The organism is Paenibacillus sp. MAHUQ-45 (assembly GCF_058133325.1).
In genome coordinates this window covers 340,443-352,853 of record NZ_JBYUPV010000003.1, presented here as the reverse complement: position 1 = coordinate 352,853, position 12,411 = coordinate 340,443, and the positions used below count along the sequence as shown (strand labels likewise).

10 protein-coding genes are annotated in these 12,411 nt (G+C 45.2%); 2 read left to right on the top strand and 8 right to left on the bottom strand.

Features of this window, described 5'->3' with window-relative positions; all coding sequences use genetic code 11:
* Positions 1-87: 87 nt before the first annotated feature.
* From AC3Y23_RS08895 to AC3Y23_RS08885, 3 genes are all read right to left on the bottom strand, one after another.
* Entirely contained in the window at positions 88-1,047 is a 960-nt protein-coding gene (locus AC3Y23_RS08895; RefSeq protein WP_379197810.1) for a DUF4367 domain-containing protein, read from the bottom strand.
* Entirely contained in the window at positions 1,014-1,658 is a 645-nt protein-coding gene (locus AC3Y23_RS08890) for an RNA polymerase sigma factor (protein WP_379197808.1), read from the bottom strand. The genes AC3Y23_RS08895 and AC3Y23_RS08890 overlap by 34 nt, the downstream gene beginning before the upstream one ends.
* An 87-nt stretch (positions 1,659-1,745) precedes the next feature.
* Positions 1,746-3,347, bottom strand: coding sequence for a peptide ABC transporter substrate-binding protein (locus AC3Y23_RS08885; protein WP_379197806.1), 1,602 nt, complete (start codon positions 3,345-3,347; stop codon positions 1,746-1,748).
* Positions 3,348-3,554: 207 nt separating this feature from the next.
* On the opposite strand from AC3Y23_RS08885, the gene folE2 reads away from it, so the two are divergent.
* Entirely contained in the window at positions 3,555-4,466 is a 912-nt protein-coding gene (gene folE2, locus AC3Y23_RS08880; RefSeq protein ID WP_379197804.1) for a GTP cyclohydrolase FolE2, read from the top strand.
* Positions 4,467-4,498: 32 nt separating this feature from the next.
* Here the strand turns inward: folE2 and AC3Y23_RS08875 are convergent, their stop codons facing one another.
* The 3 genes from AC3Y23_RS08875 to AC3Y23_RS08865 all read right to left on the bottom strand — a co-directional run bounded on the left by AC3Y23_RS08875 (position 4,499) and on the right by AC3Y23_RS08865 (position 7,319).
* Positions 4,499-5,149, bottom strand: coding sequence for a polysaccharide deacetylase family protein (locus tag AC3Y23_RS08875; protein ID WP_379197802.1), 651 nt, complete (start codon positions 5,147-5,149; stop codon positions 4,499-4,501).
* A gap of 145 nt (positions 5,150-5,294) precedes the next feature.
* Positions 5,295-5,897, bottom strand: coding sequence for a YkoP family protein (locus AC3Y23_RS08870; RefSeq protein WP_379197800.1), 603 nt, complete (start codon positions 5,895-5,897; stop codon positions 5,295-5,297).
* Positions 5,898-6,104: 207 nt separating this feature from the next.
* Complete coding sequence (locus AC3Y23_RS08865) at positions 6,105-7,319, bottom strand: MFS transporter (protein ID WP_379197798.1); 1,215 nt, start codon at positions 7,317-7,319, stop codon at positions 6,105-6,107.
* Between the two features lie 353 nt (positions 7,320-7,672).
* Between AC3Y23_RS08865 and AC3Y23_RS08860 the strand changes: the two genes are divergently transcribed.
* Positions 7,673-8,680, top strand: a complete 1,008-nt coding sequence (locus AC3Y23_RS08860) for an ROK family protein (protein ID WP_379197796.1) — start codon at positions 7,673-7,675, stop codon at positions 8,678-8,680.
* Between the two features lie 63 nt (positions 8,681-8,743).
* Here AC3Y23_RS08860 and AC3Y23_RS08855 read toward each other — a convergent pair whose 3' ends face one another.
* Both AC3Y23_RS08855 and AC3Y23_RS08850 read right to left on the bottom strand, forming a co-directional pair.
* Positions 8,744-9,520 (bottom strand): SDR family oxidoreductase, encoded by a 777-nt coding sequence (locus AC3Y23_RS08855; RefSeq protein ID WP_379197794.1) that lies wholly within the window; start codon positions 9,518-9,520, stop codon positions 8,744-8,746.
* A gap of 399 nt (positions 9,521-9,919) precedes the next feature.
* A complete protein-coding gene (locus tag AC3Y23_RS08850) occupies positions 9,920-12,223 on the bottom strand; it encodes a discoidin domain-containing protein (RefSeq protein ID WP_483874846.1) in 2,304 nt (767 codons plus the stop codon).
* Positions 12,224-12,411 lie beyond the last annotated feature (188 nt).

Sequence of the window (12,411 nt, the reverse complement as noted above, 5' to 3'; positions counted from 1 at the left end):
GCCTCCTTTGTTGTGTTTCACTTCATGAGCCCATGGCCACATGGCTGGCTTCCTTCTTAATCAGCCGTTGCTAACGCAATGCAGATATCACTCAGAAACCAAACTTTCCGCCATCTTTATAAGCTCCGTCTTACTCATTAGCCCCTCTTTATTCACCATTATCGTGTATACAATGCCTTGCTTGCTGTCATACCAGGTGATTGTTTCGCCAAGGGTAGGCTGCTTGAGATACATCGCCTCCACTTGCTTTAGCTGTATGATCTCGGACGTAGCATCCGGTGATTTGGTCAGACTTATTCCCTGGCCATAACTGGCCATGATTCCCACAGCGGTATCGTTCTTCCCATCTGTTAAATGGAGGACTGACGAATAAGCTTTGGCCCCCTGCAATTTTTCGATAAATAATTTATCTGTGTTCTTGGAAGCATTCGCCCGATCGATTAGCTTTTGTTTTAACGGTTCGCGCTCCTTACCAAGAGGTACCTCAAGAAATACTTTTCCGTAAGAGAAGCTTAACCCTTGGGGAATATATCCGGGCTGCTGAAGTCTCGGTGCCGAAGTCCGTGCCTGCTCAGCCAAGAAATCTTTATAGGATCGATAATCTATGGGAAGCTGTTCGAATTTAAGTTCATTTACCGTGTCATAGCCGTTCAGCTTGTTGATATAATCATCCTTGATGTAATAAGCCGCCACTTCGCCGGGTTGTAAAATACTTAATACTTGTTTATGGTATATCTCCAATTCATTGCTCAGCTTATTAGGCAACGAAGGCAATGGATCGGTCGTTTTAACGACAACTTCCCCTTTACTATTAAAGATTTGCAGATGTCCAGAGGCCGCATACGCGGTAAATGAGAGCAGAAAAACACAGCTTACAGCAATGGATAGAATCGTTTTTCTTTTAACAGGCCGGGATCTTGTAGCATTGGTATGCCCCATCTTCGCAATTTCCTGACTGATGCTGGACGTGAGGTCTATCTCTCGAAAATGATCGTCGGACACGGAATACCTTCTTAACTCTTCGTCTGAATCCATGAATGCTCCCATTGACCTTCCTCCTGACATGAATAGATATTTTCTTTCACCTTATTGCGAACCCGGGTTATTTTTTTTCGAACGGCTTCCGGGCTTTTGCCTGCAATTTCCCCAATCTCTGTATAACTCTTCTCATGAAAAACATACAGAATTAGCAAGCTTCTTTCCTCCGCAGAAAGTTTGGTCAGTGCTTTAGAAAGTGGCTCATTGAAAACCCCTCTTAAATACTCCTGTTCGGCGCTCTCTGCAACAAAATGCCCTTTCCATAGTCGGCTGAGCTTATCGTACAATTGACGTTTACGAATCAAATTCAGACAATGATGGTAAGCAATCTTGTACAGCCAGGCACTGAAGCTGACGGCTTGCGCATAGCTATAAATTGACTTATAGGCTTTCAGAAAAATATCCTGAACCGCATCCTCAGCATCCTGCTCATCACCCAGCAGCCGACAACAGTAGATAAATAACTGCCGCTGATAAGCCTCTACAATAGGGATAAACGCTTCCACGTTCCCCTCCTGCACCTGTTGAATATAATCTTCGATCCCTGTAGTGTCGATTGTGGAGTCCCCCTCTCTTATATGAATACCTATATAACACCGCAGGCCACTAGAAACGGACACTCTTATCTAATTTTTGTATCCAGACAGCTAAAAAAGCCCGCAAACCGCGGGCATTATGTGATGATCTTCAAAAATACACGTTAAATTTCACAGAAAATATCCTCTGCTGAATATAACCGATCTATCATAATCAATATACACATTCTTGATATCGGGTTTACGTAAAACATCAACCACATAATAATAAAGCGGAAGGATGACCATTTGGTCGATCAAAACTTTCTCTGCATTAGCTAGAAGCTGCATGCGTTTGCGAATATCAAAGGTCTGCTGCGCTTGTTTGATATAGTTATCATACTGAGGGCTGTTCCAGCCTGAATAATTTAAATCACTCCAAGAGGTGAAATACTCCAAAAAGGTCTCTGGATCATTGAAGCTTGCACTCCAACCTGCTCTGGCTATGCTATAGTTCCCCTTCCACCGTTTATCGATCATTTCTACAAAACTCTTCACTTCAATGCTTGCGTTAATGCCAAGGTTCTTCTTCCAGTTCCCAATAATTGCTTGTGCTACAGACTTATGCATATCACCTTCGTTAATAAGAATGGAGAAGCTTGGAAGTACCTTCAGTCCCTCTTCCTTCAGACCTTCCTTTAGCAACTGCCCGGCTTGGGCCAGATTCTCTTTGAAGTATGCAGTATCGGGAATTTCTGAGCGAAATTCCGTTTTAGTCCCCCGAATACCTGGAGCAACAAAACCATATGCGGGCGTGCCATAAGGCAGTGCTTCCCGGTCAATGGCCATCGCCAACGCTTTACGTATCTTTAGATTTTTGAACGGCGCTTTGTTAAGATTGAATTGGTAGAAATACGTGCTACCGTATGGCATTTTGATCAGATCACGGGAAGTCTTGTTGTCCAAACCTTCGTAATCTATATTCTCTTCTCCGCCCACCCAATCTACATCGTTCATAAGATAAGCTGATGTCACAGCGTTGATCCTATCCAGACTGATTCTTGGAACCACTACACGAACCTCAGAGAAAGAAGTCTCTTGCGCCAAGTAGTAGTCGGGATTTTTGACCAAAACGGCCTCATTGTCATCCCACGATTTAAGCTTGAATGGACCATTAGTGACCATGGTTTTGTCCGTATTGCCCCAATTCTTATTTCCCTTGACCGTGTCTGCATGAACCGGCAGAAAGATCGAATGTGCAAGAAGCTGGAGGAAAGAAGGTGTTTTTTGCGTCAACTTTACCTGCAGCGTATTATTATTTAATGCTTTAATGCCGATTTTCGCAGGATCTTTCAGCTGTCCGCTGTTGTAATCCTCCGCGCCAGCAATCACGAAGAAGTTGGGCGCATACAGATTATCAGCACTCGGCGCAAGAACCCGTTTCCACGCATACTCGAAGTCCGACGCCTTCACTGGCTGCTGGTTGCTCCACTTGGCAGCAGATCGAAGGGTGAAGGTATACGTTCTGCCATCATCCGAAAGCGTCCATTTTTCAGCCATGCCCGGAACAGCTTGTCCCGCGTTATTCAGACGAACCAAGCCCTCAAATAACCCTTTTACGATCGTATTAGAACTGCCCGGCTCTGCTAATGCTGGATCGAGCGATTGTGGCAGATGTTCAACCCCAATCCGAAATACCTGTTGAGTCTTTGCAGCAGAGGCCACAGGTTCCTTACCCACACCCAGACTCATCAGCAAACTAATACACAAACACACATACAACCATTTTTTCATCGACCATTCCCCTTTAGTATCTTAACAATGCCAAACTTCCTTCACCCAGAAACACTTCAATTATTATAAACGAGATTCTTTATCCTTTTTGTCGAATTATGGGATAAAATATGGCTCCTGCTCCAATAAAGTTATTGACTTGTTATTAGTAATGTTTACTATTAATATAATAATTCATTTACTTTACAATAAGGAGTGTTCATATAGATGACCAAGCCCATTTTTCCAGCCAAAAAAGAACGACATGTCTTGTTCGGTTCTGTCCCTCCCGTTCCCGGCAGTAAACCGACTCTTAAAGAACAGATGACAGACCTGCAGAATCACAGCGAAGATTATTTGTTTGCGATTGAAGAGGTGGGCATTACAAGAGTCTCGCATCCCATCACCATCCATTCAACGATGGCGCCGCGTGTTCAGACGACCATTGCCAGGATAGAATTGACTACCAACCTGGGGCAAAACAGCAAGGGGATCAATATGAGCCGCTTGACGGAAACTTTGGAATCCTATCGGCAGAGGGGGTTATCTACGGATCTTGCACATTTATGTGAATTGACAAAAGAACTGGCGGTAGTCATGAATCAGAGTAGCTCGAAGCTGGTGATGGAGTTCCCGTGGTTCTATGAGCGCTCGGCACCTGCCTCTAGTCTAATCGGATTAAGCCATTCCGAGCTTTATATTGAAATAAAGTATGATGAGTCTGCGGATCAGAAGTTTGAAATTACGGTGGGTATTACTACCGCTGTCACTACACTTTGCCCGTGCTCCAAAGAAATTAGTGAATATAGTGCGCACAATCAGCGGGGAATGGTGACGATCAAGGTCAGTGTTGACCCGCTGCTTGTGAACGCTAGCTGGAATGTACTACTGCTGGAGGCTGCTGAGTCGAATGCCAGTGCTGCACTTCACCCCGTACTGAAACGAACGGATGAGAAAATGGTGACCGAGCGGGCTTATGAGAACCCCCGTTTTGTCGAGGATCTTGCCAGGCTGGTTGCAGCTGATCTCTACGAATATGATTTTGTGGAAAGATTCACCGTGGAATGCCGTAATGAGGAATCTATTCATCAGCATGATGCGATCGCCCGAATCACCTTTGATAAAAGGCAAAAAGGCTGAGGTCCGTAACGGACCCCAGCTCTCTTTCTCCCCTAAGCCATCTCATCTAGACGCACGAATTGCAGGTTCCGGGTCTTTAGCTCTCCCAGTACCTCCTCCAACGCTTGCATCATATAGTACGGCGCATTCGGGTCTGCCCCCATGGTCTCTCCACTGTCATGCAGCAGAATAACGGAACCATCGGTAATACGGCCTAACAGTGTGGACTGTAAGCGGGTGCGACAGACCCTGCTGCTCCAATCGCCGCCTTTTAGCGACCAGAGAACAATACGGTAATGTCTGAAATGGAAAAAATCAAACAGGTTGATTAAGCCCCAAGGTGGGCGGTAATGGTCCGGCCGAATTCCAACAATCGATTCTATGATATCAGCAGAACGTTCCAGATGCTCACGCCGAACCGTACCGGGCAGCATCAACCAGTTGGTCTTATGATTATAATTATGAATGCCGATCTGATGGCCTTCGCGGTTTATCCTGCGTATAAGCTCTGGATACTGCTCTGCCTGCTCTCCAAGCACAAAAAAGGTTGCTTTGACTTGGTACAGTTCCAATAAATCTAATAATTCCGGGGTATATTTCGGGTGCGGGCCATCATCAAAAGTAAAAGCTACCTGCTTTTGAGCTCTTCCCTTGCGAAAAACACCAAGACCGGTCAATCGACTGATCATGCTGGGAATAAACATGTAACATGAGGTTGCACACAATATTCCACCTGCCAGGTATTCGAGCATGATTCTCCTCCATATGAAAAATAATGATGGTAAATTAAATATATGCGTTTAATGTCAGGGGAGAATAGCTCGTTTCCCTTTTTTACGAATATTCGTCTTAACCGCTGATTTGTTGTAACGGAGCGAACCGTTTCTTCATTGAAGCACGGGTGTGAATCAAATGCATGGGTACCAGTTTCTCAGTCCGCCGGTTGACCCTGTCCCTGCCATCGGGGTGAAGAGAGGACAGTAGTAAACGCAGATAAATCGTTGTAAACCAGCGGAAAAAGCCTGGCTTCATGGGTCTCTGTTCGAATCCCAAGCCGTGAATCAATCCACGATGCAGCAGCGTAATTCCAAGCAACCCCTTAACCTCCTGGAACTCATCCCTAGTCTCGAACGCTTCTTGAATCTGCTGCATTGATCGGCGAAGCATTCGTGCACTTTGCAAGGCAGCGCGGCCACTTCCTTCAGATTGATGGAGCTTAACAACCATTTCATTATCGAGATGAATCTCCCCTACCCAATCCCCATAATGAATCACAGTGGAATCCTCGCAAACAATAGACTTCCCCCTGTGTTTTTTTAGCAGCACCTTGCAAATGCCAAATTGGGACGTATGTGAACTGCGAAGATGGGACAGTAGCGCAAATCCTTTTTCCCACAGCAGCCAGAGAGATTGCAATACCGTTTTACGTGCCTTGATACTCAATAAGTTCACTCCCTTTAAATTTAGGAATATCTCCTTTTGCATCTCATTGTACATATCCATTCTTTCAACTTACTTACATAAATCTTAAGATTAACTTAAACGAAAAGAGGCCTCTACTTAATGGACGTTACAAAAGGGCGTACCCCTGCCGATAAATGAAAAATAACGAATAACGAAAAAAAGCCCGCGACGATCGCGGACTTCAAATTCGGCTCACTACATTTCTGATTGGCTATTTTTTTCCCGAATAGGCTTTGCTGCATGTGAGAATAATCCCGCTATGCTTACAGCAATTAGTACTACAATCAAGGCCCGAAGTAATCCAACTGATTCGCCGATGATTCCAAGCACCGGTGGGCCAACAAGAAAAGCGAGGTAGCCAGCAGTGGATACTGCCCCTACTCTTGCAGCGACTCCGCGAGGATCATCGCCAGCCGCAGACAATCCTACCGGGAATCCGAAGGCCGCACCAAGTCCCCAAAGTATAATTCCAATCATCGCGACCTCATAACTTAGGCTTAATATAACAATAAGTAATCCTGTAATTGCAAAAATTGCAGACGCTCGCAGAACGGTCACTCTACCAAAACGATCAAGCAAGAAGCCACCTGCAATACGCCCTATCGTCATTGCACCTACAAACATTCCAAAAGCGAATGAGCCCATAGCAGGCGTCACATCATAACCGTCTACCATGATCAGTGGCAACCAATCATTTGCTGCGCCCTCTGCGAAGGCCATGCCAAGGACGATGGTACCAATCAGAACAGTACGTGGTTCTTTCCACACCGCCATGCGCTCCTTCGCACTCATTGACGGTACATTTGAATCACCGGTTTCTTTTCCGGTTCCTGCGGGTACGAGACGGCAGAAGAATAGTGTAGAACAAATAATAATGACTACAACAATCACCATGTGGAGTGGTAGCGGAAGGTTTAAATGGATTGTGGCAGATCCAAACATAGCCCCAAGCAGTGTACCTACGCTAAATGCAGCATGAAAACCAGTTAAAAGCGACTTCTGAGCAGCTCTCTCTACTGCAGTCCCCTCCACATTCATCGCGACATCGCATATTCCGTTTCCAAAACCAAAAACAGCTAGTCCCGCAAATACGAGAAATTCGTTCGACAGCCATGATCCACCCAGACCAACGATAACGAGTCCAGCTGAACTAATGATCAGGCCCATCATCATGACAAAACGTCCGCCTTTATGTGCAATCAAATGACTGGCACTCAGGAGCCCGATGATCGAGCCTGTGGCCAGCCCGAAAATGATCCACCCCATTTGTTCCGTAGAGGCACCAAGTGTATCCCGTATCATCGGAGTACGAGATACCCATGACGCAAAAGCAAACCCGGGTAGTGCAAAAATAAAATATATAGCGATCCGCCACAATTGGACTTGGCGATGATTTAAGGTATGATTCATTTATTATCCTCTCCTATTCGAACAGATCATCAATAGATTGAACGGGTGTCACTTCTATCGGTTCATTGGATAACCTTAGGCATAAATAAGTCCCTGTCCATATTGTCATGCATAAGATCATGTATGATAACATGTTAATTCCTCGCTTTCATTGACTGATCAGCCACTTACTAAACTAACTTTATAAATACACTTTATTTATAATGCAGTACGAATTTATTGTCAAGATTAATTCTTGCAATACTGTTCCAAGCAGTTTCATGAACTTGCGCGCTCTAACTGCACTTGACTTTAGAATCATTCTTACGGCATAGTGAATTAAAATCTTCATTAAGAAATAATGGAGGCTCCAGATGAATCAGCCGAGTAAGAACCTTATCAAAGAAATTAACCTGAATCACGTAAGAAGAGTAATGAAGCAAGTACACTCAGCAACAAAACCTCAATTATCAGCGTTAACGAAGTTAAGTGTCGTGACCATTAATTCGCTTGTCAAAGATCTTGTAAAGGATGGAGAGTTATTAGAGGATGAGCTAGTTTCATCCAGCGGAGGAAGACCGGCTCTAAATTATCGGTATAATTTCAACTTCCATTTGGCACTAGTCCTCTATATGAAGGAAGATCAGGGGCAGCACACCTTTGTTGCGACAGTAATCAATTTGCAAGGAGATGTATTAGCACGAGAAGACTATGTCATGGCTTTCTTTGAAAAAGAACGTTTCCTGGCAATTATTAATCAATTTCTAGTGCAGCATCCTTCTGTTAATGTCATCGGGCTTGGTATTCCTGGCCAATCTGTTCGTGGTGAAATTACGGTAAGCAGTCATGAACGGCTGAATGGAATTCGGATCATTGATGATTTGCAGCAAGCGTTTGGCCTACCTGTCGTGCTTGAAAATGACGTCAACGCCGCTGTGGTCGGATATTGTGTAGAGAGAGAGGCTGAAGAAGAACAATCTGTAGTCAGCATCTATTTTCCAGACAAGGCCCCTCCCGGTATGGGCATCTATCTGGATGGTAGAATTGTCAAAGGAAAAGATGGCATGGCTGGTGAAATTAAATTCCTCCCGCAAAATATAGATTGGGGAAGCTCTCTGGACTTTCAGGTGTTTGCCGAGGCGGTTAGCCAGACGATTCATATTACCAATGCGATTCTCGCTCCGCATAAAATTATCATTTATCAGCAACAGATGAACCCAGCAGATTGGGCGCAATACTGGAAGGAGTACAGGGCCAAGCACTATATGCCTGTTGAACCTGAAGTTGTATTGGAAACAACGTTCCAAGAAGATTTTGAAATAGGGATGAAATGGCTAACGCTTAAGGAACTGGAACCGAGTATGACAATAGCTAATGAATAGCTGAGCGAACAATTAAGGGAAGGACATGTTGTCCTTCCCTTTGTTAGTATATAAATCGTTACTTTACCAGAAGCCCCCATCCGAATGAATGATTTGCCCCGTAATCCATCCCGCATCTTCACTTGCCAAAAAAACGATTAGCTTCGCAGCATCCTTAGGTTCACCGATCCGACCCATCGGAAATTTAGGCAGTAAGTATTCCTTCAATCCGCTGTCCATCCATCCGCTATCTGTAGGTCCAGGGTCTACCGCATTAACTGTAATTTGCAGCGGGGCTAATTCAAGCGCAACGGATTTGGTAAACGTAGAAATCGCCCCCTTGGTCGCAACATAGGCTAAATTCCCGGGCTCTGGTGACTTGTCTTGGCCTGACACCATATTAATAATACGTCCACCATGTTGTCCTTCTATCCGGCGGGCAAACTCAACCATCAAGAGACATGTTCCTCTGACATTCACGCTATAGTGAGCATCCAGAATTGCTGCATCGATGGAACGGAAATCTACATCCACAGAATAGGTTGCGTTGTTCACTAGAATAGACGGAGAACCCAGTTGCTTCTGGACTTCATCCAATAATATCTGTGGTGCATCCGGCTGCGACAGGTCTAGCGCCATGGACTCACACCGTACTCCCAAGCTGACAATTTCCTCTCTCAGTTGCTGCGGCCAGTCTAAATCATCATTCATATAATAGCTCATTCCGCGATCATACACGGACCAATGCGTGAAAAAGATATCAGCACCTGCTCTAGCTAACTCTAGACATATTGCAGTACCGATCCCTTGTGCCCTGCTAGCTCCAGTAACAATCGCAATCTTATTCATTAATGATCTCATTCGATAGCATCTCCTTGCGGAAACGCCGAATAATGTACTACTTGGAGATGTAATTTGCCAATAAAAAACGAATACCCTAATGCAGGCATTCGCTTGGCGTATTTATAGCACATGAACCCAGCGATTCCTATAATGGTTAAATTGAAAATAGACAAAATTGACCCCTCCATTAATGAAGACATCAGCCCATCTATTCCATTACGTAGCCATTAAAGGATATCTCCCATACCAGTCCATGCTCCTTTCGTAACATCTCCTGTTGGCATCGTATCATATGTATACAGTATAGTAAATCATTTCCTATTGATCGCTGGCGGCACGGATAATGTAGAAAGGGAACAGTTAGTTTATAAAAAAACAAGGTGCTCCGGAGAGCACCCTGCCTTTGGACTTTAACCATTAATTGTTGATGGTCAGGTTAAAGCCGTTTTGAATAAAGTTGGTATTCGGGTTGGCAATGTTGCTGGTCTTCAGGTTATTGAAGGTGGCCGAACCATTGCCTGTGTAGGTATAGATCGCTGCCCCTTTATGCGAGGAGGTAAAGCGTGAAGTCTCAATACCATCCAGACCTGTGCCGTTAATGTTGATGTTGTTAAATACGATATTCTGGAACCCGCCGCCGTACCCGAATTGAATGGCACTGCGCTGAGTGTTGATGATATCGATATTCGTGAACGTTACATTACGAATGGAATCACTAGATGCTTCGAGGTCGATCGCTCCACGTTCACCATTGTACAGATCCTTACTCGTACCGCTGTTGATAATAGTAGTGTCTGAAAAAGTGATTCCGGTGTTGTTTTGGAAGTGGTAACCAGGGAACACCGTATTCATACGGATACCGGAACCGCCTACTGTATCAACGATCAGATTGTTAGTGGCTTTGTGACCGCTGCCTCCGAAGAAAGCGATACCCGCAGCACGCCAGTTGTGCTCGATAGTGTTGAAGGAGAAGGTGTTGTTCACACCTTGAGGCGCACCATTGACACTGCTTGGCCATACCGCCAGACCGTCGTCACCATTGTTGCGGATGCTGCTGTTACGCACAGTGGAATTACTGGTACCTTGGGAGAAGTTAACGCCGTCTGCAAGGTTGTTGCGAATACGGCTGTTCTCAATTACCAGGCCGTCGGCGATCATAGCTGGTGTATGAGCATAATCGCCCACCCAGATACCACATTCAAAGTGCTCTACCCAAACATTGCTAACTCTGGAGTTCTTGCCGAAATTGTCCATGAACGCTTTGTAGATCGCCTGTTCACCATAACGTGAACGAAGATTGGAGTTCATGTAGACATTGCTGAAATCAAGTTTGCCTTGAACACGGAAGGAAATCCCGCCACCTGCAACATTCGGGTTCGTGAACTGGATATTTGTATGCCAGATGCCCGCACCCATGATCGTAATATTGTTAATCATGTTGGTCTCTGTGCCGATTTTCCACATTCTGCTCAAATGGAAGGTGCCTTCTGGAATGTAGAGCGTTTTGCCTGTAGATACTGCCGATTGAACGGCTGCTTCGAAGGCAGCAATATCATCTTGGCCGTCATTGGCTACGGCGCCGAAATCCGTTACAGATACGGAATTCGCCGGACGGGCAATGGCTGCCGGAACAGGCTCAATTTCAAGGAAGTCTACACCGTATTCCAGGTTGTCGCCATTGTTCTTCTGAATGCGGATGGTATCTCCGGATTTAAGCGGAGTATCCAGCTTCCAGTGTACTTCATCAAAGCGGAACAACGGACGTCCGTCTGCTGGCGTGTCACCAGGATGATCGCTATTGAAGTACTGCCAGTTGTAGTAAGAGGTCAATGGAATGGTCTTAGCTTTGGTTCCGTTCACGTAGACATCCAGTGCTCCGTTAAGACCCATACCGTTTGCAGAGTCTGGCATCGTGAAACGCATGGTTACACCTGCGCCACCTTCACCTGGTCTTATAGTCCATTGTACGCTGGAACCGTTGGAAGGAAGGGCAATATAGCGTTGGCCAGAAGCCTCCGAAGCTGTCTGTGACTGATCGAAATTCGGTGCGGATTTTAGTGTTGCCCCGCCGCCACGAGTTGCGTCTTCAGTATTATAGCGGGTGTACGGCATGCTTGCTCCACGATTGGAGTTAACTGGTGGCGTTGGAACCGGAGTGGCTGTAGGTGCTGGTGTAGGTGCCGGCGTTGGTGTAGGAGTCGCACCGCCTGCACCATAAATTTCGAATTCAGATATTTGTCCTGCAGGCCATTCCGTGTTAGCTGTTATGTTCAGGCGAACATAGCGGGTGCTTACAGCCGCGAAATTAATGGTAACAGAATTGCCAGCAACGTTAGGATTGAACGTATAGTTGGCAGAACCCACAATATTATTGAACGTCGAACCATTCGTGCTTCCCTGTACAGTCAATGTCTGTGTCCGTGTTCCCCAGGACGCTGGCAGTTTCAACACGATTTGATCAATGTTCGTATTCGTACCAAGATCTACTTGAATCCATTGTGGAAAAGCATTGTTGTTGCTCTCCCAGTAAGTTCCTTGATTACTGTCATTCACATTGCCTGGTCCGTAATTTTGAGTGTAACTGCTAGCGCTTACATTTTTCCCTGACGCCAGATTCGGTCCACCGGCGGCAGACATTGGAGCAGGAGATTCAACTGTCAGAAATAAGTTTGTGATTAGCATAGTCAATACCAGAGACCACGCGATATATTTTTTACGCATTCTATTCCTCCTAAGGTAGATGTGAGTACGATAAAGCATAGTATCATAGAACGAATGATTGATAGCGGTTACAATTTGTTTAATAAAATGCTCTTTTCCTTCTTTACCCGCCTCTCTGTCTACGAATCGTAATTACTATCTATCCTCCTTTCTATGACATACACCCAATTATAGATGAATCATAGCCA